Raw genomic sequence first — 24,759 nt, forward strand, 5'->3', positions numbered from 1 at the left:
CATGAACATCCTGATCGCCATCGTCGCCGGCTTGCTGGCACTCGGTCCCCTGGTCATCCTGCATGAACTGGGCCATTACGCGGTCGCGCGCCTGTGCGGCGTGAAAGTGCTGCGCTTCTCGATCGGGATGGGCAAGGTGGTCTGGTCGCGCAAAATCGGGCCGGACCAGACCGAGTGGGCCGTTTCCGCCTTGCCGCTGGGCGGTTACGTCAAGATGCTCGACGCGCGCGACCCGGACGTGGTTCCGGGCGAGCATGAGCTGCACCGCGAGTTTACCCGCAAGAACGTCTGGCAGCGCATCGCCATCGTCGCGGCCGGCCCGCTGGCGAACTTCATCGTCGCCATCGTCCTGATGGCCGGCGTGTACGTCTACGGCGTTGACGAACCGACGGCGCGCCTGCGCGCCGCACCAGAAGCGTCCAGCGTCTACCAGGCCGGCCTGCGCGGCGGCGACCGCATCAGCGCGGTCAATGGCGAGCCGGTGGCGTCATGGCTCGACCTGCAATGGGAAATCGTGCGCGCCGTGGCCGACAAGGGCGAACTGCGCTTCGACGTGGTCGGCCAGGCCGGCGGCACCTACACGGCGAGCATCCCCGCCAGCGTGGTGGCCGCCCTGAAGGTCGACAGCGACGTGATGAGCGCGCTGGGCCTGCAGCTGTGGCGCCCGCGTGCCCGCATCGACCAGGTCGTGCCTGGCGGCGCCGCCGAGAAGGCCGGCCTGCGCGCCGGCGATGTGGTCACTGCCATCGATGGCGCGGCGCTGGTCGACGGGATTGCCTTTATCGACGCGATTCGCGCCGCGCCGGGTCGCACCGTGCAGGTGGCCGTGCAGCGCGACGGCCAGGCGCTGCTGCTGGGGGTCACGCCGGCCAGCGTCGATGTAAAAAACGGTAAAGGCGAGGGCAGGATAGGCGCCCTGATTCCGCAGGCGCCCGAGATGGTGCGCGTGTCGAGTAACCCGTTTGCCGCGATTGGCAAGGGCGCTGCTTACACCTGGGACCGCGCCACCATGTCGGTACGCATGATCGGCAAGATGTTCACAGGCGAGGTGTCAGTCAAAAACCTGTCCGGCCCGATCACGATTGCCGACGTCGCCGGCCAGTCTGCCAAGGGTGGTCTGATCGTGTATTTGCAGTTCATCGCCTTCATCAGCATCAGCCTTGGTGTGATGAACCTGTTACCAATTCCCGTTCTTGATGGGGGCCATTTGCTGTATTATTCGCTGGAAGTTTTGACAGGACGCCCCTTGCCTGAGCGGATCCGCGACATGGCGCAGCGCGCCGGGGTGGGCCTGCTGTTCATGCTGATGGCGCTCGCCGTCTTCAATGATATCTCGCGGCATCTGTAGTTTTTGACTACACCCCGGCCGCCGGCATTAGAATAACCAGCTGTTCAATGATAGCCCCACCGATTTAGCACATGAAATTACACTCAGATCGTTTTGCCCTGCCGTTCCATCGCCGCAGCCTGATTGGCGCGGCCGTGCTTGCCCTGTGCTCCGGCCAGGCGCTGGCCGTCACCCCGTTTGTCGTCAAGGACATCCGCGTCGAAGGCATCCAGCGCACCGAAGCGGGTACCGTGTTCAGCTATCTGCCGGTGCGCGTGGGTGAAACCTTCAACGACGACAAGGGCAGCGCCGCCATCAAGGCCCTGTACGCAACCGGTATCTTCAAGGACGTGCGCCTCGAAGAAGACAAGGGCGTGCTGGTCGTGCTGGTCGAAGAACGGCCTGCGATTTCCAGCGTCGACTTCAGCGGCACCAAGGAATTCGAGAAGGACATGCTGGTCAAGGCGCTGAAAGAAATCGGCGTCGGTGAAGCGAAGACGTTCGACAAATCAGCAGTCGACCGCGCCGAGCAGGAGCTCAAGCGCCAGTACCTGTCGCACGGCCTGTATGGCGTCAAGATCACCACCACCGTCACGCCGATCGAACGCAATCGGGTGACCATCATGTTCGCCGTCGACGAAGGCGATATCGCGCGCATCCGCCAGATCAACATCATCGGCAATAAAACCTTCAGCGACAAGGAACTGCGCGAGGCGATGAAGCTGTCGACCTCGGGCTGGTTCACCTGGTACTCGAAGGCCGACCAGTACTCGAAGACCAAGCTGACCGGCGACATCGAAGCGATCAAATCGTTTTATCTGGACCGCGGCTATTTAGAGGCGAACGTCGAATCGACCCAGGTCTCGATCACGCCGGACAAGAAGGATATCTACCTGACGGTGAACATCACCGAAGGCGAAAAATACACCGTCGCCGACATCAAGATGGATGGCGAAACCTTCGGCCGCGAAGCCGAGCTGAAAGAGCTGATCCTGCTGAAACCGGGCGCCGTGTATTCGGGCGCGCTGCTGACCGCGTCGAACAAGCGCATCATGGACCGCATGGGCAACTTTGGCTATGCGTTCGCGTCGGTCGACGCCAAGCCGGAAATCGACCGCGCCAAGCGCCTGGTCTCGTTCAGCTTCAATGTCGACCCGGGCAAGCGCGCTTACGTGCGCCACATGACCATTTCGGGCAATACCACTACCCGCGATGAAGTCATTCGCCGCGAGTTCCGCCAGTTCGAAGGCTCCTGGTACGACAGCAACAAGATCAAGCTGTCGCGCGACCGTGTCGACCGCCTCGGCTACTTCAAGGACGTGACGGTGGAAACGCCGGAAGCGCAGGGTACCTCCGACCAGGTCGATGTCAACATCGCCGTGGTGGAAAAACCGACCGGTAACTTCATGATCGGTGGCGCCTTCTCGCAGTCGGAAAAATTCACGTTCACCGCGTCGGTCCAGCAGGCCAACTTCGCCGGCAGCGGCGAGACGATCGGCATCGAACTCAATACCAGCAAGTACAGCCGCACCATCGCGCTGTCGCAGACCAATCCGTACTTCACCGACGACGGCGTTTCGCGCGCGTTCCAGATCTACCTGCGCACCACCCGTCCGCCGGCAGTCAACTACGGTTCCTACACGATTCGCCAGACCGGCGGCAACATGACGTTCGGCGTGCCGTTCTCCGAGATCGATACCGTCTTCTTCGGTGCCGGTATCGAGCGCACCACGCTCGAAACGGACGTCACCAGCCCGCAGATCTACCTGAACTTCGTCAAGCAGAATGGCGGCCCGGCCAACGGCGTCGGCAGTGCCCAGACCTTCTCGATTCCGTTCACCGCTGCCTGGGGCCGCGATTCGCGCGACAGTGCCACCACGCCGACGATCGGCCGCTACCAGCGCGCCAACCTCGAGATCGACGTCATCGGCAAGAGCAAGTACTACCGCGCCATCTACGAACAGCAGTGGTACCGGCCGCTGACGCGCTGGATGACGCTGGCCCTGCGCGGCGAGGTCGATTACGGCCATGGCCTGAAGGGCAAGGCCTACCCGGTCTTCAAGAACTTCTACGCCGGTGGCATGGGCTCGGTGCGCGGCTATTACAGCTCGTCGCTGGGTATCGTCGACGTCAACGGCGATGCGCTGGGTGGTTCGACCCGCCTGCTTGGCAACGCCGAGCTGCAGTTCCCGTTCCCTGGCAGCGGCACCGACCGCAGCCTGCGCTGGTTCACGTTTGCCGACGCCGGCCAGATTTACCAGGAAGGCCAGAAAATCCGCGCCAACGAATTGCGCGCATCGGCCGGCCTGGGCGTGTCCTGGATTTCGCCGGTTGGCCCGCTCAAGATCAGTTATGCTAAACCTTTGAATGAGAAACAGGGCGACCGTACCGAGCGCTTCCAGTTCCAGATGGGTACCGGTTTCTGATCGGCGCCGCCTGTTCCGGTTACCATTCCAAAAAATGCGGAGAAATATGTTGAATACCCTGTTAGCATCGCGTTCCCGCGGATTGGCGGCCGGTATGGCCATGGCGGCTGCCGTGTTGTGCGCCACCCCGATGGCGCGCGCGCAATATGCGCCGAGCCGGATCGGTATCGTCATCACCGAACGTTTGATGACCGAGTCGAAACTGGCCAAGGCGGCAGACGCCAAGATCCAGGCCGAGTTCCTGGTGCGCCAGAAGTCGAACGAAGAGATGGTCGCGCGTTTCAAGACGCTGTCGGCCAAGTTTGATGCCGACGCGCCGCGCCTGGCGGACGCCGACCGCACGCGCCGCGCGCGCGAGGTGTTCGACATGGAGAAAGACGTCCAGCGCACCCAGCGCGACTACCAGGAAGACCTGTTCCAGCGTAAAAGCGAAGAGCGCGCCAACATCGCACAAAAGGCCTACAAGCTGATTGAACAGATCGCCGAACAGGATCACCTGGACATCGTGCTGCAGGAAGCGGCCTGGTCCAGCCCGCGCATCGACATCACCGATAAAGTGATCAAACTGCTCGACAAGTAAAGACGACGACAAGATTGACTGATTCCGCACACAGCAACACCAGCGTTGGCACCATCACCCGGCTGGGCGACCTGATCGACCGCTTCGGCGGCCAACTGGCGGGCGACCCGAACGTCGTCATCAGCGGCATCGCGCCGCTGGCCGACGCCGGCGCCACCCAGATCAGTTTTCTCAGCAACAGCAAGCTGCGCGCGCTGGCCGCGCAAAGCCAGGCCGCCGCCCTGATCGTCACGCCCAGCGACGACGCCACCATCGCCGCCAGTTTCGAAGGCGCGCGCATCGTGACACCCAATCCGTACGCATATTTTGCCCGCGCCGCGCAGTATTTTGCCGCGCTGGACGCGTTCGTGCCGGCGCCGGGCATCGATCCCTCGGCCAGCGTGCATCCCGACGCCGTGGTGGACGCCAGCGCCTTTATCGGCCCCCGGGTCACCATCGAAGCGGGCGCGCAGATCGGCGCGGATGCCGTGATTGACGCCGGCTGCTTCATCGGGCGCGACGCCGTCATCGGCGCTGCTACCCACCTGTTCGCCAACGTCACGTTCCACGCGCGCTGCGTCATTGGCGCGCGCGGCATTGTCCATTCGGGCGCGGTGATCGGCACCGACGGCTTCGGCTTTGCCAATGAGGGCGGCGTTTACATCAAGATTCCGCAGACCGGGCGCGTGGTCATCGGCGCTGACGTCGACATCGGTGCCAACACCTGCATCGACCGCGGCGCGCTGGCCGATACCGTCATCGAAGACGGCGTCAAACTCGATAACCAGATCCAGATCGGCCACAACTGCCGCATCGGCGCGCACACAGCCATGGCCGGCTGCGTCGGCGTGGCCGGCAGCGCGGTCATCGGCAAGCACTGCACCTTCGGCGGCGCGGCCATGGTGCTGGGCCACCTGACGATTGCCGACAACGTCCACATTTCATCCGGCAGCATGGTGTCGCGCTCGATCCTCGAAGCGGGCCAATACACCGGTTTCTATCCGCTCGCCAAAAACGCCGAGTGGGAAAAAAGCGCCGCCATCGTGCGCAACCTGGCCACCATGCGCGAGAAAATCCGCGCGCTGGAAAAAACAATCAAAAACTTAACCGCCAAACCATGACCACTCAAGACACTTCTAACGCAGTCTCCAAAACCCTCGACATTCATGCGATCAAGCAGTACCTGCCGCATCGCTATCCGATGCTGCTGGTCGACCGCGTGCTGACCTGGGAATCGGGCAAGACCATCACCGCCATCAAGAACGTCACCGTCAACGAAGAATTCTTCAATGGCCACTTCCCGCACAAGCCGGTCATGCCGGGCGTCCTGATGATCGAAGCGCTGGCGCAAACCGCGGCCATCCTGTCGTTCCTGACGATGGACGTGAAGCCGGACGAGAACTCGGTCGTGTATTTCGTCGGCATCGACAATGCGCGCTTCAAGCGCCCGGTGGAGCCCGGCGACCAGCTGAAAATGGACGTTGAAATCGTGCGCATTTCACGCGGCATCTGGAAGTACAAGGCAGTCGGCACGGTCGATGGCCAGGTTGCGCTGGAAGGCGATCTGATGTGCACGATCCGCTCCGCGGTCGATGCCAGCAAAGCAGCAGGGCAGTAATCATGTTGATTCATGCGACCGCCATCGTCGATCCGCGCGCGCAGTTGGACAGCACCGTGGAAGTCGGCCCGTATTCGATCATTGGCCCCAACGTGCGCATCGGTGCGCGCACTGTGGTCGGCCCGCACGTGGTCATCGAGGGTCATACGACGATTGGTGAAGACAATAAATTCTTCCAGTTTTCGTCGATCGGCGCCGCGCCGCAGGATAAAAAATGGTCGGGCGAACCGACCCGCCTGGAAGTGGGCGACCGCAACACCGTGCGCGAATTTTGCACCTTCAATCTGGGCACCGTCCAGGATGTGGGCGTCACACGTCTCGGCAACGACAACTGGATTTCGGCGTATGTGCACCTGGCGCACGATTGCCAGGTCGGCAGCAATACCATCTTCTCGAACAACGCCCAGCTGGCCGGGCACGTGGAAGTGGGCGACTGGGCCATTCTGTCCGGGTACGCCGGCGTGCACCAGTTCTGCAAGATCGGCGCCCATGCCTTCATCGGCATGTACACCAGCCTGACCCAGGATGTGCCGCCGTTTGTGCTGGTGTCCGGCAATCCGGCCGGCGCGCGCGGCGTGAACATCGAAGGCCTCAAGCGGCGCGGCTTTACGCGCGCGCAGATCGACGGCATCCGCGCCGCCTACAAGCACTTGTACCGCTCCGGCCTGACGCTGGACGAGGCCAAAACGGCACTCGATGCGCAAGCGCTGGCCATGCCCGACGCAGCGGACGCCATCGGCACCATGCGTACCTTCCTCGACAGCGCAAGCCGTGGCATCGTCCGCTGACGGCGCGGCCAGCGCGGCCAGCGTTGCTCTGGTCGCGGGCGAGCTGTCCGGCGACGTACTCGCGGCGCGCCTGTTGTCCGGCCTGCGCCCGCAGCTGCCGGGTGCGCGTTTCCACGGCATCGGCGGCCCCAGCATGATCGCGCAGGGCATGGTCTCGGACATCCCGATGGATGTGCTGACCGTGCGCGGCATTTTTGAGATCATCCCGCGCTACCGCGAAATCAAGGGCATCCAGAACCGCCTGCGCGAGCGCTTGCTGGCCGACCCGCCGGACGTGTTCGTCGGCGCCGACTACCCCGGCTTCAACCTGGGGCTGGAAGAGCAGTTGAAGGCGGCCGGCATTCCGACCGTGCACTTCATCGGGCCGCAGATCTGGGCCTGGCGGGGCGGGCGCATCAAGCAGATCCAGCGCGCCGTGTCGCACATGCTGGTCATCTTCCCGTTCGAAGAAGCGATTTATCGCGCGGCCGGGGTACCGGTCACGTATATCGGCCATCCGCTGGCCGAGACCATCCCGATGACGCCCGACCAGGCGGCCGCGCGGCTGGCACTGGGCTTGTCGCCTGATGCGCGCGTGGTTACTGTCATGCCGGGCAGTCGTACGGCCGAGCTGAAGCACTTGACAGTGCCCTTCGTTGAGACCGTAAAATTGCTGGCGGCGCGCGACCCGTCCCTGCGCTTTGTTGCGCCGATGGCGGGCCCCAAGCAGCGCACGCTGTTCACTGAACTGGTCAATGCGGCGGGCCTGGGCGAGGTCGACATCAAGCTGGTCGACGGCGACGCGCACACGGCGATCGCCGCGGCCGACGCGGTGCTGGTGGCGTCCGGCACGGCCACGCTGGAAGTCGCGCTGCACAAAAAGCCGATGGTGATCGCCTATAAAGTCGTGTGGGCGTCATGGCAGTTGATGCGCCACATGGGCTACCTGCCATGGATCGGTTTGCCGAATATCCTGGCGCGCGAATTGCTGGTACCGGAACTGCTGCAGGATGCCGCCACGCCGCCAGCGCTGGCCGACGCCGTGTGGGACCAGCTGGAAGACACGGCAGGGCGCGCGCGCCTGGTGCAGCGCTTCACCGACATGCATTACAGCCTGCTGAGGAACAGCGCCCAGGAGAGCGCGAATGCGGTCATGCGGATCATCGAGTCGAGGTCGTGAGGTTCGAATGACAAGCAGGAAATTTAACTTTTATCCCGGCCTGAAGCCAAAAGACCGCCCCTTTGTTGACACCGACATCGTGTGCGGCGTCGACGAAGCCGGGCGCGGCCCGCTGGCCGGTCCGGTCTTTGCCGCCGCCGTCATCCTCGACCCGCGCCGGCCCATCGAGGGCCTGCGCGACTCGAAAAAGCTGACCGCCGCGCGGCGCGACGAACTGGCCCCGCAGATCCGCGAATACGCGCTGGCGTGGGCCATTGCCGAGTGTTCGCACGAAGAGATCGACACGCTCAACATCCTGCAGGCGACCATGCTGGCCATGCGCCGCGCGGTGGAAGCGCTGCACCTGCTGCCGACGATCGCCCTCATCGACGGCAACCGCTGCCCGGTGATGGCGGTGCGCGCGCACGCCATCATCGAAGGCGACGACAAGGTGCACGCGATTTCGGCCGCGTCGATCCTGGCCAAGACCGCGCGCGACGCGGCGCTGGTCACCCTGCACGAACTGTATCCGCAGTACGCGTTCGACCAGCACAAGGGTTATGGCACCGCGCTGCACCGCGAGCGCCTGCTGCAATACGGGCCGTGCCCGGTGCACCGGCGCTCGTTTGCGCCGGTCAGGATGCTCCTTGAACCTGTGACGACTGATATGTTTGCATGAAGACGATTACCTCCCGCGACAACCCGACCTATAAAGAACTCAAGCTGCTCGCTGGCAGCTCGCAGGCGCGCCGCCGCGAAGGACGCACACTGCTCGACGGCGTCCACCTGTGCCAGACATGGCTGGACCTGCGCGGCATGCCGATCCAGGTGCTGGTTTCCGAATCATCGCTGACCAACCCGGAAGTGGCGGCGGTGGTGCAGCGTTGCGAGGACGCGCGCGCCCACGTCACCGCGTTTCCGGATGCGCTATACGCGCCGCTCAGCCAGGTCGAACATGGTGTCGGCCTGATGTTCATCGTCGAGACGCCGGTGCCCGCCACAGTGCCGGCGCTGGTGCTCGACAGCGTGCTGCTCGACGGCGTGCAAGATCCGGGCAACGTCGGCTCGATCTTGCGCAGCGCGGCTGCGTCCGGCGTCAAGCAGGTGTACTGCAGCGCCGGCACGGCATTTTGCTGGTCGCCCAAGGTACTGCGCGCGGCGATGGGTGCGCACTTCGTGCTGGAGATTTTCGAGCAGGCGGACCTGGCCGAACTGGTCAAGACAGCGCAGATTCCGGTGCTGGCCACCAGCGGGTACGCTGCCGAGCGGCTCTACGACCTCGACTTGCGCGGCCCGGTAGCCTGGTTGTTCGGCCACGAAGGGCAGGGCGTCGCAGACGATTTATTGGCGCTGGCGACCCACCGGGTCGTGATTCCGCATGCCGGACAGGTCGAGTCGCTCAATGTCGCCGCGTGCGCGGCGGTGTGTTTTTTTGAGCACCTGCGCCAGAACCTGACGTAAGGTTCGGTTGCGGCAGCCAGTTGGTGGCGCTGAACCCCAGCCACCATCTCCATGTCCAAAGGCGCAAACAAGCGAAAAAGATGCATACTACGGATACGCGCTCGAACGCGGGATTTGCTGGTCTGAAGAAGGACACCGTTCATGCTAATTACAGCACTTTTTCGATAGCGGGGCAAGATGGACAACGCGCCTGCGCTGCTGTCGAATCTGCATTTCCTCGTCGCGCACGGCGACCCGTCCGCCTGCGGCACGCTGGCAGACATGCTGCGCCGCTTGGGCGCCAGTGCCATCACCGCGGCGCCCGACGGGCACGTGGCGCTGCGCTGGCTCCAGGAGACCGGCCCCGGCAAGGTTGACGTCGCGCTGCTCGACCTGGCGCTGCCCGGCATTGATGCGCTCGCGCTGATGCGCATTCTGTCCGGACAGGGTTCCAGCGTGCGCCTGGTGGTGGTGGGTGCGCACACGGACAATCTCATGTTGTCGGTCGAGATGCTGGCGCAGGCGTATGGGGTGGCGCTGCTCGGCACCATCGCGCAGCCGGCGTCCGACGTCGGACTGCGGGCACTGCTCGACTATTACACGGCCCCCGCCGCTGCGGCGGTCGCCCGTGCCGGCCCCGTGTTTGGCGCAGCCGAAGTGGCGGCCGGCTTGATTGCGAAACAGTTTGAACCGTTTTTTCAGCCGAAAATCGCGCTCGACAGCGGTCAGGTCATGGGCCTGGAAGTGTTCGCACGCTGGATGCACCCGGACCATGGGGTGTTGGGCGCCGACGCGTTTATTGACGCGTTCGAACACGCCGACAGCATCGGTTTGCTCGACTGGACCATGATTGAGCAGGCGCTGGCCCACTGCCGCCAGTTCCACGGGCAGGGCCGGCCAATGACACTGTCGATCAATCTCGACCCGGCGACGCTGGCGCGGCCCGACTTCATCGGGCAACTGCGCTGCTGCCTGCAGCGCCATCAGATGCCGCCCGACGCCCTGACGCTCGAGCTGCCCGAGTCGTCGGTGCTGGTCACCGACACGGCCTTCCTCGAACGCCTGCTGCGCCTGCGCATGCTGGGCTGCCGGCTGGCCATCGACGACTATGGGGCCGGCGCCATGAATTTGCAACTGCTGGCCCAGGTGCCGTTTTCCGAACTCAAGATCGACCGCAGTTTTGTCGACGGCGCGTCCAGAAAGCATGCGCTCAGCGCCGTGCTGTCATCCTGCCTCGCACTCGCGCACAGCCTGGACCGCATGTCGGTGGCAGTCGGCGTCGAAACACGCGCGGACTGGGATTTTTTACAAAATCTCGGTTGCACCGATGCCCAGGGTTTTTATATCGCCAAACCAATGGCGGCGGCAGACTTTCCGGCCTGGCGCGCCGAGTGGGAACACTTCTTTTAGGCGCAGTGGAACGCGCACAGAGCCTGCCTTCAGTCCTCCGGATGGTGGAATGGTGCAAACCACGTCGCCAGAAACGAGGGGATCGTCGCCAGCATCACCAGGCCAAAATAGTGCACGTAGCCCAGCGCCAGTTGCAGGTGGCCGCTGAGCACGCCCGTGACCAGGCCGCACAGGCCCATCAAGCCGGTGCCGAAAGCGTAGTGGGTGGTGGCGTATTTGCCCGGCGCCAGCTGCTGCATCAAATAAATCATGAAGCCGACCGAGCCGAAGCCGAAGAAGAATTTTTCGATGATCACGCCGGCCGCGATGCCCAGCACGCTCGATGGCAGGTAGACGCTCATGATCAGGAAGGTCACGTTCGGGATGTTCACCGCGCAGCACAGGATGAACAGCGTGCGGCGCAGGCCGCGCCGCGCGACGAACCAGCCGCCCAGCAGGGACCCGAGCAGCACCGCCGCCAGGCCCCAGGTGCCGTAGACGATCCCGAGCTGTTCGTTCGACATGCCCAGGCCGCCCTTGCTGGCGGCGTCCACCATGAAGAAGGGGCCGATCTTTTCCAGCAGCCCGATACTGAGCCGGAACAGGAACGCAAAAGCCACCATGCGCCACACGCCCGGCTTCTGGAAAAAGGTCACGAAGGAGTCGGCCAGGATATTCCAGGCGCCGCGCAGGTTGGCTGGCGCATGGTCGGCGCGCGCGCCGTCGGGCATGAAGCGCGCATGCCACAGCGCCATCGCCAGGGTGATGGCGGCGACGATCGCAAAAATCACTTGCCACGCTTGCAGCCATTCGGGACCGAAGGCGCGCGCATCGTGGTGGAATACCTCGGTGTGCAGGCGGCCGCTGAGGTACACCAGTGCGCCGGAGGCGACGATCGGCCCGAGATTCCACGACAGGCTTTGCACGCCGCAGTACAGCGACTGGGCGCGCGAATCAAGCGAGGTGACGTACACGCCGTCGCTGGCGATGTCCTGGGTGGCGCCGATGAAGGACATGGCCCAGAACAGCGGCAGCAGCACCGCCATGTAGTTCGGCAGCGACATGGCCAGCGCGGCGCCGAAAAAGCCCAGGCCGATGGCCACCTGGCAGCACAGCACGAAGAATTTTTTGGTGCGGTACATCTCGACGATGGGCGCAAACAGCGGCTTGATCGTGTACGCCAGGATCAGCATGCTGGAATAGGCCGCGGCCTGGCCATTGTCCATGCCCAGATTCTTGAACATGATGGCGGTGACGCTGCACAGCATGGTGTAGCCGAGCGCCATCGTGAAGTAGCCGGTGGGGACCCATAGCAGTGGCGAGCGCCGTGCCAGCAGGCGGGGCCCGTCGGGCCAGGTCTCAGAGTGCATGGCTTCCCTCATGGCGTGGCGCTGAGCGCGCGGCGCGCCGCGACGAAATCACGGTACCACAGGGCGCTCGCTTTCGGCGTGCGCTTCTGCGTGGCGTAGTCGACATGGACGATGCCGAAGCGCTTGGCGTAGCCGGAATTCCATTCGAAGTTGTCGAGCAGGCTCCACAAAAAGTATCCCTGCACATCGACGCCCTGGCGCATGGCGGCGTACAAGGCGTCCAGGTGGCGCGCGACAAAATCGATGCGCGCGGCGTCGTCGACCCAGCCGTCGACCGGCTGGTCCGCGCTGGCCATGCCGTTTTCGGTGATGTAGATCGGCGGCAGGGTGTAGGCGGCGTGCAGTTTCAACAGCAGCTCGGTTAGCCCTTGCGGGTAGATTTCCCAGCCCATGTCGGTGCTGCCGCCCAGCGCCGGCGCCGGGATCGGCGGATTGGACGCGCTGCACCAGGCGCGGAAATAATAATTCACGCCGAGGAAATCGATGGCTTGGTGGATCGCTTGCATGTCGCCCGCCAGGACCACGGGCGCATTCGCGCCGTGTGCGCGCAGCGCGAGGTCGGGATAGTGGCCCTTGAAAATCGGGTCCATGAACCATTCGACCGAACGGCTGTATTCGAAGGCGGCGAGGTCGCGGTCAGCCTGCGAGTCGGTGGCGGGGTCCGCCGTCCACTGGTTCAGGACGATGCCCAGTTTGGCCGGCGCACCCACTTCGCGCATCGCGCTCATGGCAAGGCCGTGCGAGAGCAGCAGGTGGTGCGAGACCTGGATCGCGCTTTTCGCGTCGGCCACGCCGGGCGCGAACTGCGCATTGCCGTAGCCGAGATTGGCCGTGCACCACGGCTCGTTGTGCGTGGCGATGGTCGCCAGGCGGCGGCCGAAGCGGCGCGCCACTTCGCGCGCATAGTCGGCGAAGCGGTAGGCAGTGTCGCGTGCCAGCCAGCCGCCATCATCCTGCAAGCCTTGCGGCAAATCCCAGTGGTACAGCGTGAGGTGGGCAGCGATGCCGTTCGCCTCGAGGGCGTCGAGCAGGCGGCTGTAGAAATCGAAGCCGGCTTCGTTCCAGGCGCCTTTGCCATCGGGCTGGACGCGCGCCCAGGCCATCGAGAAGCGGTAGGCATCCACGCCCAGGGCTGCCATCAGGTCGACGTCTTCCTGAAAGCGGTGATAGTGGTCGCAGGCGACGTCGCCGGTGGAGGCGTCGATGATGCGGCCAGGGGTGTGGCAAAAGGTGTCCCAGATCGACGGCCCTTTGCCGTCGGCGCTGGCAGCGCCTTCGATCTGGAAGGCGCTGGTGGCGGTGCCCCAGGTGAAACCGGGCGGGAAGGGGAGAGAGTCGTTCATGGATCGCTGCATGGGCTGGTTCGGTGAAGAAAACGGTCAATAAAAACACCCTCCCGGCGCACCGGGAGGGCAAAACCCACGTACCTTAGAAATCGATGCCGGTATTGATGCCGACGGTACGGGGCGGGACGTACTGCGCAACCCATGGGCCGAACGCGTTCATGGCGCTGGTCTTGATGGTAGCGTCGCTGACGTTGCGCACGAAAGCGTCGACCCACCATTTGCTGCTGCCGGACGCATAGCGCAGGCCGATGTCGGCGCGGGTGTAGCTCTTCTGGCGGTCTGGCTCGCCCAGGTCGAACACCGACAGGGTCGTCGTGGTTTCGTAGTGGGCGCTGATGCGCGGTGCCAGCGTGGCGCCGTCGTCGAGACGGAACACGTGACGGTACTGGGCCTGCGCCGAGAACTTCGGCGTGTGCGGCATGGTGTGGCCGGTTACGTCCAGGCAGGTGCTGATGCCGGGGACGGCGCAGACCGGCAAAACATAATCGTTCGAGCCGCCGATCAGGCGTCCCAGTTTCGCATGCGGGGTCCAGGCCAGCGCCAGTTGCAGGCGGTCGTCGGGCGAGATGCGGGCATTGATTTCGGACTCGAGGCCGTAGATCTTGGCGCCTTCGGCGTTGTTGGTGGCCAGGCCGCGGGTGCCATCCGGATTGGTCACCGGTGCGCTGAACTGGAAGTCCTTGAAATTTTCGTAGAACAGCGCATTGTTGATCGTCAGCGCACCATTCATGAACGAGCTCTTGCTGCCGATTTCATAGTTGGTCAGCGTTTCGGCGCCGTAGGTCTTGCCGCCATCCTGCAGGCCGCCCGATTTGTAGCCGGTCGAAACGCTCGCGTACAGCATGTTGTTGCGGTCGATGTCGAATGCCGCGCGTAACAGCCCCGTGGCCTTGCTGCCGCTGTAGCGCCCTTCGTTTGACGGCACGCCCGGGTTGTAGCCCTGGCCTGGAATGGTCGGGTCGATGGAACCGGACAGCGGCACCTGCGGCACCGTCGCGTCGTAGTTCCAGGTGTAGCCGTTGCCGCCTTCGTTGGTGCGCTTGTCGTGGGTGTAGCGCACGCCGCCGGTCAGGTGCCAGTTGGTGCCCACATTCCAGGTGGCCTGACCGAAGGCGGCGCTCGATTCGACCGTTTCCTTCGGCTGGATGAAGGAACCCTGCCAGCCCACGCTGCCTTGCTGGGTGCCGTTGAAGACCGGGATGTCGAAGCGGATGCTGTTGTCCTCGGCCGCGTAGTACAGGCCGACCTGCCAGTCGACGGTGCGCGAGCCGGTCGATTGCAGTTCCAGTTCGTGGCTGTAGTTCTTGTATTTCGAGCTGACCGTGTTGTTGCCCTGATAGGTCGCGCCGGTGGTAAAGCTGGTCGGGATGGCGACGCCGCCGTCCTGGTCGAAGGTCGAGGCGCCGTCGAATTTCGAGTAGCCGGCGATGTAGGTCAGCGCCAGGCTGTCGGACAGGGCGTACTCGATGCGCGAGCGGAAGGTGTCGGTGTCGCGCACCAGCGATGGGGCGATGTCGATCAGGGCCGACCAGCGGTCCTGGCCAGCGCGCGGCTCCTGCATCAGGTTCATCGGCAGCGTGCCGCGGTCGGCGAAGCGCTCGTAGGCCAGGTTCCATTTCAGCGCGGCGGTGGGCTGCCACAACAGCGAGAGGCGCACCGCGCTCTGGTCCTGGCTATTGTATTTAGGGCCGCCCGTGACGAACAGGTTCGGGTTGATCGGCTGGAAGGTGGCAGGATTGCCGCCGCCGGCGATGTAGGCGGCGCGCTGGCTCGCCTGCGATGGAATCGGCAGCTTCTGGTAGTCGACGTAACCGTCGTGCTGTTCATGGATGACGGCGATGCGCAGGGCGGCGGTGTCGCCCAGCGGGACGTTGATGGCGCCGCGCGCACCCATGCGGCGGTAGTCGCCGAGGCCGCCTTCGACGCTGCCGCTCAATGTTTTCAGGACCGGTTTCGCGGTCTGGATGTTGACCGCGCCGACCGACGAGTTGCGGCCCCACAGCGTGCCTTGCGGACCGCGCAGCACTTCGATGGCGTCGAGGTCGAACAGCAGGCTGGTGGCGCCTTCCGGACGCGGCGAGTAGATGCCGTCGACGAAGGTCGCTACTTCAGGGTCGGCGTATTCGGTCTTGGCGCTGTCGTTGCCGATGCCGCGCAGGGTCATGGTGGTGACGCCATGGTCGCCCTGGCCGGTTGCGTTGAAGCCGGGGACCAGGTTGACCACGTCGAGCAGGGTTTGCACGTGGTTGTCCTGCAGGTTGGCGGCCGACAGGGCGGTAATGGCCACCGGGGTTTTTTGCAGCGGCGTGGCGCGCTTGGTGGCGGTGACGATCACTTCCGCGATCGGACCGTTCGGCTCGTTGTTCCGGGCGGACGACTGGCCGGCGGTTTCCTGCTGGGCGGGTGCGGCAGCGTCCGGCGCGGGTTGTGCGAAGGCGGCTTGCATGCCGGCCAGCAGGGTGAGGATGGCGAATTGAACAGGCGTACGGGGGCGCCGGCCCAGTGGGGCGGAAGTTTTCATGCTGTCTCCAAAATTATTGTGGTGTTGAATGCAATCGCGATGCTTGCAGTCGCTGCGCCGGCGCCAGCTTCGGCGCTACAACGCGATTCCATCGTTGTGAAATCGATTTCATACTATCGTTGTTTCGAAACCAATGTCAAACACTATTTTTAAGCGCTGGTTGTGATCGGCACGACATGCATATGGCGGTCTCGCCGGGCGTGAAGCGGCCGCAACGAAGGATTGTTGCCGTTGTTGCATGCCCGGATATTTTATGAAATCGGTTTCCTGTTATACTCTGGCAAGTTGCGGCCCGTGCCGTTCACCCACCTGGCGCCTGACGCATGAAAAAAGCTTCCCCGAATCCGGCTATGGTCACAGTCCACGAGGTGGCGCGCGTGGCGGGGGTCTCGGCGGCGACGGTGTCGCGCTTTCTGAATGGCACGGCAAAGGTATCGAGCGACAAGCGCGAAGCGATCGAAAGCGTCATCGAGCGGCTGAACTACAAGCCGAACGTGCTGGCGCAAAACCTGAAAACCGGCAGCTCGCGCACGATCGGCATCCTGACCCAGTCGCTGGTATCGGGCTATTTTTCCGAAGCGATGGCGGGTGTCGACGACGTGTTGCAGGGCAGTGGCTACGCGCCGCTGATCGTCTCGGGCCACTGGCATGCCGATGAAGAAGCCGCGCGCATCGAATTGCTGATTGCGCGCCGGGTGGACGGGATTGTCATTCTGTCCGGCAAGCTGAAGGACGAGCAGATCCTGGCGCTGGCGCGGCGTTTGCCGATCGTGGCGTTCGGGCGCACCCTGTCGAGCGACGAGGCGTACGGCTTTTGCCTCGACAATTACCGTGCTGCCTGCGAGGCGGTCGAGTACCTGATCGTGCAGGGCCATCGCCACATTGCCTTCATCGCCGGCCCGCCCGATCACGCCGATGCGCAGGCGCGCCTGGCCGGTTACCGTGACACCCTGGCCAAACACAAAATCGCCGAAGACGAACGCCTGATCACGGAAGGCGACTTCCTGGAATCGGGCGGTTTGCTGGCGGTCGACCGGCTGCTCGAATCGGGCGCGCGCTTTTCCGCCATCTTCGCCGGCAATGACCTGACCGCCTACGGCGCGCGGCTGGCGCTGTATCGGCGCGGCATTCGTGTGCCGGAAGACATCTCGATTGTCGGCTTCGACGACCTGCACAGTTCGATGTGCACCACGCCCCCATTGACCACGGTGCGCCAGCCCTTGTTCGACGTCGGCCGCTGCCTCGGCCAGGCGATCCTGTCAATGATCGGCAAGCAGCCGATTGCCATCGACGTCCCGAAACTCACCCTGGTCGTCCGTGAATCCGTCCGCCGGATTGCCTAAGCTAACATCAAATCGTTGACACGGAAACGGTCCAGCCAGCCCGCAAAGTGCGCTGGCCATCGCGGCGCGCCGCCTTTGGCCACCTAGCGCGCCTCGCCCTCAGGCTGGACCAGCAACTGCGCCAGCAACTGCGCACCGTAACGCACCTGTGCCATGGTCAGCGCGGCATAGCCCACAATCACCGCGGGCGCCAGCCTCACGTCCTCGCACAGGCTGCGTAGCCCTTGCAGGGATAGGCCGGCGGCGGCAGCACGGGCGCAGAAACTGGCCTCATCGCTACCAGCGCGCAGCCAGAGCACAAAGTGAAATCCCGCATGCTGGCCACTGACCGTGTAGCACCCCGGGGCATTCGCGTCCAGCACGGCCAGTAGCATGTCGCGCCGTGCCTGGTAGGCGCGGCGGGTCAGACGCAGGTGCTGAATAAAGGCGCCGTCCTGCATCCACGAGGCCAGCGTAAGTTGTTCCATCACACCAACCGAGCGTCCCGACGTTTGCCACATGGTCAGCAGGGGGCACTTGAGTTGGGCCGGGACCAGCGCAAAGCCGACCCGCAAACCGGCAAACAAGCTTTTGTTAAAACTGCCGCAGTAGATTACCCGGCCGCTATTGTCGAGTGACTTCAGCGCGGCCAGTGGCGCGTTGAGATAGTTGAATTCACTGTCGTAATCGTCTTCGATAATCCAGCCGCCGTTTCGATCGGCCCAGTCGATCAATTCCAGTCGCCGCGTGACCGACATCGTCGCGCCAGTGGGTGACTGGTGCGCCGGGGTCACATACACCAGGCGCGCCTGCGGGTGGTCTTCCAGCCGTGCGCATTCGAGCCCCTCCTGGTCAACTGGTACCGGAATGACCACGGCGCCGGCCTGAGCGAAAATTCGCCGCGCGGCGGGATAACAGGGGTCTTCCACACAGACCGCGTCGCCGGCGCGCAAAACGCTGCGCGCCAGCAGGTCCAGCGCATGGCGAATACCGGTCAACACGACGATATCGTCGGTGCTGCAAACAATGCCACGGTAGGTGCGCAGATAGGCGGCGATCTGCTCCCTGAGTTGTGGCAGGCCGCGCGGATCGGCCGAGGACAGCGTGTCGGTATTGACGCGACGCAGCGACCGGGCCATGTGGCGCGCCCACGACGGCAGGGAAAACAGGGCGGGATCGGGCAGTCGGGCCACGAACGGCCGCCCGGCCTGCACGCCGACCTCGCCAAGCGTGCCACGATTGCTGACCACAGTCGACAGTGTGTGCTGGCGCGCCGCGACTGGCAATGCGGCAACTCGATGGCCTGGCGCGGTGCCGGTCGCCATCAGGTAGCGATCCGGCACCACTGCGCAGACGTGCGTGCCTGACCCCGGCACGCGCGTCACGTAAGCTTCCGCACCGAGCCGGTCATACGCAGCTTCTACAGTGCCGCGCGACAGGCCCCAGCGCTGCGCCAGGGTGCGCGTCGAGGGCAGGCGGGTGTCAGCAGGAATCAGCCGGCCCAAAATTGCATCCCGCATCGCCGTATAGACAATTTCCTGCTTGCTGACGGCGTGTTCCCGACTGTCAGCCCGCAATGCAGCGGGTTGGGGCAGCTCGACAGCGGATTCCTTTTTCCCACATCGCATAGTGGTCCAATAATAAAACTGCTAAATGGTCCATAACATTAGACCACACCGCGCATAGACTTTGCAGCAATTCAAAGACCGGTACCAGGCATGACGATATTCAGCGATGAGAAATTCACCATGGCGGTAGTCGGCGCTGGCGCCGTCCGCGTCGCCTTCCTGCAAAAGTTGGTGGCGCTGATCGAGCCGGAGCAAGCGGCGTGCAAGAGCATATCCCTGATCAAAGCCGCCCAGATGCAGTTGAGCCGGAACGGCACCCGCAAGAGTTCGCTTCGCGCCGTGTTTCGCCTGCTGCGGTTTGAACGACGTACAGCAGGCTGCAGTTGGCGCGACTTGTTGCTTAGCGACGACACGCGGGTGGCCAGGCGATGTCATGAAGCGGGCGCGGCAACATCCGTCCGTCCCTGGCAGCGGGTACTGTCTGCCACGAACGATGTGATCGAACAGGCGCGGCAGAGCCTGCAAGACGCCGCCCAGATGCGCTCATCGTTCGCCATGCACCGACCAGCGATGGCGACCGGCGCGGCGACCGCTTCGATACTTGGACTGATCCCATGACGACAGAAAAAAGCCTCCGGCCGTGGGCCTGGACGGCCATGCTCATGCTGATCGTTTGCCTGCCCCGCGTGACCATCGACGCCTATCTGCCGGCATTGCCCACCATGGCCGATGCGTTGCACGCGTCGGATGCGCAACTGCAGTTGACGCTCACCCTGTACATGGTGGGCTACGCCGTTTCCATGCTCATCTGCGGCCCTGTATGCGACCGCATCGGCCGCCGCCCGGTCCTGATTTGGGGAACGGTGCTGTACTTGCTGGCCACAGCGGTGTGCGCGACGGCCAGCAACGCGGACGTCATGGTGACGGCGAGAATGTTGCAGGCGCTCGGCGGGTGTTGCGGCACGGTAATCGGGCGCGTGATCGTGCGTGATCAGTTTGATCGCGCCACCCAGGCGGGCTTGCTCAGCAAAATCTCCATGGGGATGGCCTTGTCACCCATCGTTGCCCCCCTCATCGGCAGCCTGATTGATGCCGTTCTCGGTTGGCGCTGGGTATTTATCGGGCTGGGACTATTCGGGACCGTCTCGCTCGCCGCAATCGCTTTTTGCCTGCCGGAGACGCGTGCGCCGGTGCCTGCGCTGCGCCACCGGCAAAGCACATGGCGGGTGTATTGCCGCCTGCTTGGCGACCGCTATTTTCTGCGCTACGCCTTGACCATCAGCTTTGTGTACTGCACCTATTTCCCTTTTATCGCCGAGTCCTCGGTGCTGCTTCAGCGCACCATGCAGTTGTCGGAGACCGGCTACGCGCTGGTGTTTGGCTTAACGGTGGCCGGCTACGTGATCGGTTCGCACCTGTTCCGCCGCCTCTCGGTCCGCCATGCGGCAGACCGTCTGATCTCCTGGGCGGTTGCGCTGAACATGGCCGGCGCAACGCTTCTGCTGTGGTCAACATCGGTGTATCCACAGGCGCTGGCGGCAATTGTCGTCCCCTTCCTCCTGATCATGCTGTCGGTCGGGATGGCCATACCGGCCTGCCAGTTTCGCGTCCTGCAACCCTACGCTGACATTGCCGGAACGGCGTCCGGTTTGTTTTTCTTTATCCAGATGGCGATGACAGCCGCATGCAGCTTTGTCACCAACGGGTTGTCTGACGGCACCGCCAGGCCCATGGTCTTCGTCACTATGGCGTGCAGCGCCGCATTCGGCGCTGTATGGGTACGCATGCACGTAGCGCCGGGTGTCGCGGCCCACTAGGCGCCACGGCATTCGGCGCATTGTCGGGCGATTGGTTTGGTTCAGTATTCGCGGCGGTCGGGTTTGATTTCCTGGAGGATCGTTGTCGAGATTTCTTCGATGGATTTGGTTGTCGACGACAGCGAGCGGATGCCTTCGCGTTTCATCATCAATTCCGCTTCGTTGACTTCGTAGCGGCAGTTTTCGATGGAGGCGTATTTGCTGCCGGCGCGCCGTTCGTGGCGGATTTCGGACAGGCGCTCCGGGGTGATCGTGAGGCCGAACAGTTTCGCGCGGAAGCCCGGCAGCGACGAGGGCAGCTTGCCGCGCTCGAAGTCTTCCGGAATCAAGGGATAGTTCGCCGCCTTGATGCCGTATTGCATGGCGAGATACAGGCTGGTTGGTGTCTTGCCCGAACGCGACACACCGACCAGGATCACGTCCGCCTCCGCCAGGTTCTTGTGCGACTGGCCGTCGTCATGCGCCAGCGAGAAATTGATGGCTTCGATGCGGTTCTTGTATTCCTCGCTGTCGACCACGTTGTGGATGCGCCCGATGGTGTGCGTCGATTTCACGCCCAGTTCCATCTCCAGCGGCGCCACGAAGGTCTGGAACAGGTCCATGTGCATGCTGTTCGAGGCCCGGATCACCCCCGATAAATCATGTTTCACCAGGGTCGAGAAGACGATCGGACGCTGGCCCGAACTGGTGTACACCTCGTTGATGCGGCGCGCCGCATCGCGCGCCTTGTCGAGCGTGTCGATGAAGGGAATGCGGACCTGGCGGAAGCGCATCTCGAACTGGCTCAGCACGGCATGGCCGAAGGTTTCGGCAGTGATGCCGGTGCCGTCGGAAACGAAAAACACGGTGCGAACGGCAGGCGGGAGGGTGGAGCGGGGGTCAATGGGCATCGGTGTGGACTCGGTCATTCATATTAGCAATATTGCCTCGAAGCGCGCTCGCAATCGGCAGCGCTCGCGGTAGAATGCTCGGCAACGGTTTTGCATTGTGCTGTACGACGCCAAGAATAACAAGAACGCCCGTCGCGCGCGCGCCAAGCCTGGAGCACCGATTTCTATCTCAAGTAAGGGTACTACCATGACTAACCTGTCAAATGGCGCATTCAACACGCCGGGGGGCCGCACCCCTGGCGTCGATACGGCTTACGTCGCGGCGTTCGAAAACCTGCGCATGACCGATGTGGAATCGGTCGGCGGCAAGAACGCATCGCTCGGTGAAATGATCAGCCAGCTCGCCGGCGCCGGCGTGTCGGTGCCGACCGGCTTCGCCACCACCGCGCTGGCGTTCCGTGATTTCCTCAACCATGCCGTCGATGGCGGCGCGTCGCTGGGCGACCGCATTGCCACCCGCCTCGAAGGCCTCGACATCGACGACGTGCGCTCGCTGGCCGCCGCCGGCGCCGAGATCCGCACCTGGATCGTCGAAACGCCATTCCAGCCGCGCCTGGAAGAAGACATCCGCAGTTTCTACGCCCGCCTGGTCGCCGATTCCGATGTCGAAATGTCGTTCGCCGTGCGCTCGTCGGCCACCGCCGAAGACTTGCCGGATGCATCGTTTGCTGGCCAGCAGGAGTCGTTCCTGAACGTGGTCGGCATCGACAACGTGTTAGAGGCAATGAAGCACGTGTTCGCCTCGCTGTACAACGACCGCGCCATCTCGTACCGCGTCCATAAGGGTTTTACCCACGCTGAAGTGGCCCTGTCGGCCGGCGTGCAGCGCATGGTGCGCTCGGACGTGGGCGCCGCCGGCGTCATGTTCACCATCGACACCGAGTCCGGTTTCAAGGACGTCGTCTTCATCACCTCCAGCTATGGCCTTGGCGAAACGGTGGTGCAGGGCGCCGTCAATCCCGACGAGTTTTACGTGCACAAACCGATGCTGCAACTGGGGAAATCGCCGGTCATCCGCCGCAACATCGGCTCGAAACTGATCAAGATGGAATTCACCAACGAAGCCAAAGCCGGCCGTTCCGTGAAAACTGTCGATGTGCCGATCGAAATGCGCAACCGTTACTCGCTGACCGACGAAGAAGTCGTGCAGCTGGCCAAGTATGCCGTCATCATCGAGAACCACTATGGCCGCGCGATGGACATCGAGTGGGGCAAGGACGGTCGCGACGGCAAGCTGTTCATCCTGCAGGCGCGTCCTGAAACGGTGAAGTCGCAGCAGAAATCGACCGACGCCCAGCTGCGCTACAAGATGAAAGGCACCGGCACCGTGCTGGTCCAGGGCCGCGCCATCGGTCAGAAAATCGGCGCCGGTCCCGTGCGCGTTATCAGCGACCCGTCGCAAATGGAGCGCGTGCAACCAGGCGACGTGCTGGTTGCCGACATGACCGACCCGAACTGGGAACCGGTCATGAAGCGCGCCGCGGCGATTGTCACCAACCGCGGTGGCCGCACCTGCCACGCGGCGATCATCGCCCGTGAACTGGGCGTGCCGGCCGTGGTCGGTTGCGGCGACGCCACCGAAATCCTCAAGGACGGCACCTTTGTCACCGTCTCCTGCGCCGAAGGCGACGAGGGCAAGATCTACGACGGCTTGCTGGAAACCGAAATTTCCGAAGTCGAGCAGGGTGAACTGCCAGCCATCAAGACGAAGATCATGCTCAACGTCGGCAACCCGCAACTGGCCTTCGACTTCCAGTCGGTGCCGAACGGCGGTGTGGGCCTGGCGCGCCTGGAATTCATCATCAACAACAATATCGGCGTGCACCCGAAGGCCATCCTCGAGTACCCGAATATCGATGCCGACCTGAAGAAAGCCGTGGAATCGGTGGCGCGCGGCCACGCCTCCCCGAAAGCGTTTTATATCGACAAACTGGCCGAAGGCATTGCCACCATTGCCGCTGCGTTCTGGCCAAAACCGGTCATCGTGCGCCTGTCCGATTTCAAATCGAACGAGTACAAGAAGCTGATCGGCGGTTCGCGTTACGAGCCGGACGAAGAAAACCCGATGCTCGGTTTCCGCGGCGTGGCGCGCTACCTGTCGCCTGATTTCGCCGAAGCGTTCGAAATGGAATGCGAAGCGATGAAGCGTGTGCGCAACGACATGGGCCTGACCAACGTCGAGATCATGGTGCCGTTCGTGCGTACCCTGGGCCAGGCTGAAAAAGTCATCGGCCTGCTGGGCAAGAACGGCCTGAAGCGCGGCGAAAATGGCCTGCGCGTCATCATGATGTGCGAAGTGCCATCGAACGCGATCCTGGCCGAGCAGTTCCTGGAACACTTCGACGGTTTCTCGATCGGTTCGAACGACCTGACCCAGCTGACCCTGGGCCTGGACCGCGATTCCGGTATGGCCTTGCTGGCAGCCGATTTCGACGAGCGCGATCCGGCCGTGAAAGCCTTGCTGTCGCTGGCGATTGCCGCTTGCCTCAAAAAGGGCAAGTACATCGGCATCTGCGGCCAGGGCCCATCGGATAATCCTGACTTTGCCCAGTGGCTGGTGGATCAGGGCATCGAGTCGATGTCGCTGAACCCGGATTCGGTCATCGATACCTGGAAAAAGCTGGCCGGCATTTAAGCAATTGACTAGGCGCAAAAATAGGGTGAAACTCGCAGTATCGGAAACGAGATAACCTGGCCATCAAACATTTTTGCGCTGAATGTAAACAACCCTCGTCGCCTTTGCAGGCGGCGGGGGTTTTTGTATTCTGAACGGGCGATATCAAAACAGGAGACAACCATGGCGGACTGGATGGTATGGCTGGCGGCAGCCGGCGTACTGATCGTGCTGGAGCTATTTACCGGCACATTTTATTTATTGATGATGGCGCTGGGCCTCGCGTTCGGCGCGCTGGCGGCGTGGCTTGGCGCAACGATGCCGATGCAGACGATTGTTGCGGCCGTGGTCGGCATCGTTGCCACCGGCCTGCTGCACCGCAGCCGCCTGGGCCGCCCGCCCAGACTCGATCCCGCGCGCGACAAGAACGTGAATATGGACATCGGCCAGCAACTGGCCGTGGACACCTGGCACGACGGCCACGCGCGCGTGATGTACCGTGGCGCGCTGTGGGATGTCGAGCTGGGACCCGGCGCGCAGCCGGCAGCAGGAGATTTTCGCATTGTCGAAGTGCAGGGCAGTCGCCTGATCGTGGCCAACGCCTGAATGCAATATCCTTACATTTA

20 protein-coding genes are annotated in these 24,759 nt (G+C 63.4%); 15 read left to right on the plus strand and 5 right to left on the minus strand.

Features of this window, described 5'->3' with window-relative positions:
- Nucleotide 1 precedes the first annotated feature (1 nt).
- The 10 genes from rseP (at nt 2) to V6M87_RS13120 (ending at nt 10,706) form a co-directional block, all read left to right on the plus strand.
- Nucleotides 2-1,348 carry an RIP metalloprotease RseP gene (gene rseP / locus V6M87_RS13075; protein WP_332877067.1) on the plus strand — a complete coding sequence of 449 codons (1,347 nt, stop codon included), beginning with the start codon at nt 2-4 and terminating at the stop codon, nt 1,346-1,348.
- Nucleotides 1,349-1,419: 71 nt separating this feature from the next.
- Nucleotides 1,420-3,753 carry an outer membrane protein assembly factor BamA gene (gene bamA / locus V6M87_RS13080; protein ID WP_332877068.1) on the plus strand — a complete coding sequence of 778 codons (2,334 nt, stop codon included), beginning with the start codon at nt 1,420-1,422 and terminating at the stop codon, nt 3,751-3,753.
- Between the two features lie 49 nt (nt 3,754-3,802).
- The gene (locus V6M87_RS13085; protein ID WP_442920586.1) at nt 3,803-4,333 is read left to right on the plus strand and encodes an OmpH family outer membrane protein; all 531 of its coding nucleotides are present in this window, start codon (nt 3,803-3,805) and stop codon (nt 4,331-4,333) included.
- A gap of 71 nt (nt 4,334-4,404) precedes the next feature.
- Nucleotides 4,405-5,433 carry a UDP-3-O-(3-hydroxymyristoyl)glucosamine N-acyltransferase gene (gene lpxD, locus V6M87_RS13090; RefSeq protein WP_332877134.1) on the plus strand — a complete coding sequence of 343 codons (1,029 nt, stop codon included), beginning with the start codon at nt 4,405-4,407 and terminating at the stop codon, nt 5,431-5,433.
- The gene (gene fabZ, locus V6M87_RS13095; protein ID WP_332877070.1) at nt 5,430-5,930 is read left to right on the plus strand and encodes a 3-hydroxyacyl-ACP dehydratase FabZ; all 501 of its coding nucleotides are present in this window, start codon (nt 5,430-5,432) and stop codon (nt 5,928-5,930) included. Before lpxD ends, fabZ begins: the two co-directional genes overlap by 4 nt.
- Nucleotides 5,930-6,718 carry an acyl-ACP--UDP-N-acetylglucosamine O-acyltransferase gene (lpxA, locus tag V6M87_RS13100; protein WP_332877135.1) on the plus strand — a complete coding sequence of 263 codons (789 nt, stop codon included), beginning with the start codon at nt 5,930-5,932 and terminating at the stop codon, nt 6,716-6,718. Before fabZ ends, lpxA begins: the two co-directional genes overlap by 1 nt.
- Nucleotides 6,702-7,877, plus strand: coding sequence for a lipid-A-disaccharide synthase (lpxB, locus tag V6M87_RS13105; RefSeq protein ID WP_332877071.1), 1,176 nt, complete (start codon nt 6,702-6,704; stop codon nt 7,875-7,877). Before lpxA ends, lpxB begins: the two co-directional genes overlap by 17 nt.
- 7 nt (nt 7,878-7,884) lie before the next feature.
- Entirely contained in the window at nt 7,885-8,535 is a 651-nt protein-coding gene (rnhB, locus tag V6M87_RS13110; RefSeq protein WP_332877072.1) for a ribonuclease HII, read from the plus strand.
- Complete coding sequence (locus V6M87_RS13115; protein ID WP_332877073.1) at nt 8,532-9,317, plus strand: TrmH family RNA methyltransferase; 786 nt, start codon at nt 8,532-8,534, stop codon at nt 9,315-9,317. Before rnhB ends, V6M87_RS13115 begins: the two co-directional genes overlap by 4 nt.
- A 177-nt stretch (nt 9,318-9,494) precedes the next feature.
- The gene (locus V6M87_RS13120; protein ID WP_332877074.1) at nt 9,495-10,706 is read left to right on the plus strand and encodes an EAL domain-containing response regulator; all 1,212 of its coding nucleotides are present in this window, start codon (nt 9,495-9,497) and stop codon (nt 10,704-10,706) included.
- A gap of 29 nt (nt 10,707-10,735) precedes the next feature.
- On the opposite strand, the gene V6M87_RS13125 is transcribed toward V6M87_RS13120, so the two are convergent.
- From V6M87_RS13125 to V6M87_RS13135, 3 genes are all read right to left on the minus strand, one after another.
- On the minus strand, nt 10,736-12,055 hold the full coding sequence (locus V6M87_RS13125) for an MFS transporter (protein WP_332877075.1): 1,320 nt from the start codon (nt 12,053-12,055) through the stop codon (nt 10,736-10,738).
- Between the two features lie 8 nt (nt 12,056-12,063).
- Nucleotides 12,064-13,398 (minus strand): GH1 family beta-glucosidase, encoded by a 1,335-nt coding sequence (locus V6M87_RS13130; RefSeq protein ID WP_332877076.1) that lies wholly within the window; start codon nt 13,396-13,398, stop codon nt 12,064-12,066.
- Nucleotides 13,399-13,483: 85 nt separating this feature from the next.
- Entirely contained in the window at nt 13,484-15,922 is a 2,439-nt protein-coding gene (locus V6M87_RS13135; protein WP_332877077.1) for a TonB-dependent receptor, read from the minus strand.
- Nucleotides 15,923-16,245: 323 nt separating this feature from the next.
- Here V6M87_RS13135 and V6M87_RS13140 point away from each other — a divergent pair, with 323 nt between their 5' ends.
- A complete protein-coding gene (locus V6M87_RS13140) occupies nt 16,246-17,265 on the plus strand; it encodes a LacI family DNA-binding transcriptional regulator (RefSeq protein ID WP_332877078.1) in 1,020 nt (339 codons plus the stop codon).
- Between the two features lie 83 nt (nt 17,266-17,348).
- On the opposite strand, the gene pdxR is transcribed toward V6M87_RS13140, so the two are convergent.
- Nucleotides 17,349-18,872 carry a MocR-like pyridoxine biosynthesis transcription factor PdxR gene (gene pdxR / locus V6M87_RS13145; RefSeq protein ID WP_332877079.1) on the minus strand — a complete coding sequence of 508 codons (1,524 nt, stop codon included), beginning with the start codon at nt 18,870-18,872 and terminating at the stop codon, nt 17,349-17,351.
- Nucleotides 18,873-18,962: 90 nt separating this feature from the next.
- Between pdxR and V6M87_RS13150 the strand changes: the two genes are divergently transcribed.
- Nucleotides 18,963-19,430, plus strand: a complete 468-nt coding sequence (locus V6M87_RS13150; RefSeq protein ID WP_332877080.1) for a hypothetical protein — start codon at nt 18,963-18,965, stop codon at nt 19,428-19,430.
- A gap of 38 nt (nt 19,431-19,468) precedes the next feature.
- The gene (locus V6M87_RS13155; RefSeq protein ID WP_332877081.1) at nt 19,469-20,629 is read left to right on the plus strand and encodes a multidrug effflux MFS transporter; all 1,161 of its coding nucleotides are present in this window, start codon (nt 19,469-19,471) and stop codon (nt 20,627-20,629) included.
- Nucleotides 20,630-20,670: 41 nt separating this feature from the next.
- On the opposite strand, the gene ppsR is transcribed toward V6M87_RS13155, so the two are convergent.
- Nucleotides 20,671-21,519: a posphoenolpyruvate synthetase regulatory kinase/phosphorylase PpsR gene (gene ppsR / locus V6M87_RS13160; RefSeq protein ID WP_332877082.1), complete on the minus strand. Its 849-nt coding sequence runs from the start codon at nt 21,517-21,519 to the stop codon at nt 20,671-20,673.
- A 187-nt stretch (nt 21,520-21,706) separates the two neighbouring features.
- Between ppsR and ppsA the strand changes: the two genes are divergently transcribed.
- Both ppsA and V6M87_RS13170 read left to right on the plus strand, forming a co-directional pair.
- The gene (ppsA, locus tag V6M87_RS13165) at nt 21,707-24,154 is read left to right on the plus strand and encodes a phosphoenolpyruvate synthase (RefSeq protein WP_332877083.1); all 2,448 of its coding nucleotides are present in this window, start codon (nt 21,707-21,709) and stop codon (nt 24,152-24,154) included.
- 162 nt (nt 24,155-24,316) lie between these two features.
- Entirely contained in the window at nt 24,317-24,739 is a 423-nt protein-coding gene (locus tag V6M87_RS13170) for an NfeD family protein (protein WP_332877084.1), read from the plus strand.
- Nucleotides 24,740-24,759: the final 20 nt, after the last annotated feature.

Origin of the sequence: Massilia sp. S19_KUP03_FR1 (assembly GCF_036688685.1) — a bacterium.
Lineage (GTDB): Bacteria > Pseudomonadota > Gammaproteobacteria > Burkholderiales > Burkholderiaceae_D > JALYUM01.

Bases quoted from the DNA above. Each gene is read 5' to 3' on its own strand.
- V6M87_RS13155 (WP_332877081.1), top strand. From the start codon at position 19,469: ATGCTCATGCTGATCGTTTGCCTGCCCCGCGTGACCATCGACGCCTAT.
- rseP (WP_332877067.1), top strand. From the start codon at position 2: ATGAACATCCTGATCGCCATCGTCGCCGGCTTGCTGGCACTCGGTCCC.
- V6M87_RS13150 (WP_332877080.1), top strand. From the start codon at position 18,963: ATGACGATATTCAGCGATGAGAAATTCACCATGGCGGTAGTCGGCGCT.
- V6M87_RS13170 (WP_332877084.1), top strand. From the start codon at position 24,317: ATGGCGGACTGGATGGTATGGCTGGCGGCAGCCGGCGTACTGATCGTG.
- pdxR (WP_332877079.1), bottom strand. From the start codon at position 18,872: ATGCGATGTGGGAAAAAGGAATCCGCTGTCGAGCTGCCCCAACCCGCT.
- bamA (WP_332877068.1), top strand. From the start codon at position 1,420: ATGAAATTACACTCAGATCGTTTTGCCCTGCCGTTCCATCGCCGCAGC.
- ppsA (WP_332877083.1), top strand. From the start codon at position 21,707: ATGACTAACCTGTCAAATGGCGCATTCAACACGCCGGGGGGCCGCACC.
- V6M87_RS13120 (WP_332877074.1), top strand. From the start codon at position 9,495: ATGGACAACGCGCCTGCGCTGCTGTCGAATCTGCATTTCCTCGTCGCG.
- V6M87_RS13125 (WP_332877075.1), bottom strand. From the start codon at position 12,055: ATGCACTCTGAGACCTGGCCCGACGGGCCCCGCCTGCTGGCACGGCGC.
- V6M87_RS13115 (WP_332877073.1), top strand. From the start codon at position 8,532: ATGAAGACGATTACCTCCCGCGACAACCCGACCTATAAAGAACTCAAG.
- ppsR (WP_332877082.1), bottom strand. From the start codon at position 21,519: ATGCCCATTGACCCCCGCTCCACCCTCCCGCCTGCCGTTCGCACCGTG.
- V6M87_RS13140 (WP_332877078.1), top strand. From the start codon at position 16,246: ATGAAAAAAGCTTCCCCGAATCCGGCTATGGTCACAGTCCACGAGGTG.
- rnhB (WP_332877072.1), top strand. From the start codon at position 7,885: ATGACAAGCAGGAAATTTAACTTTTATCCCGGCCTGAAGCCAAAAGAC.
- fabZ (WP_332877070.1), top strand. From the start codon at position 5,430: ATGACCACTCAAGACACTTCTAACGCAGTCTCCAAAACCCTCGACATT.
- V6M87_RS13130 (WP_332877076.1), bottom strand. From the start codon at position 13,398: ATGAACGACTCTCTCCCCTTCCCGCCCGGTTTCACCTGGGGCACCGCC.
- V6M87_RS13135 (WP_332877077.1), bottom strand. From the start codon at position 15,922: ATGAAAACTTCCGCCCCACTGGGCCGGCGCCCCCGTACGCCTGTTCAA.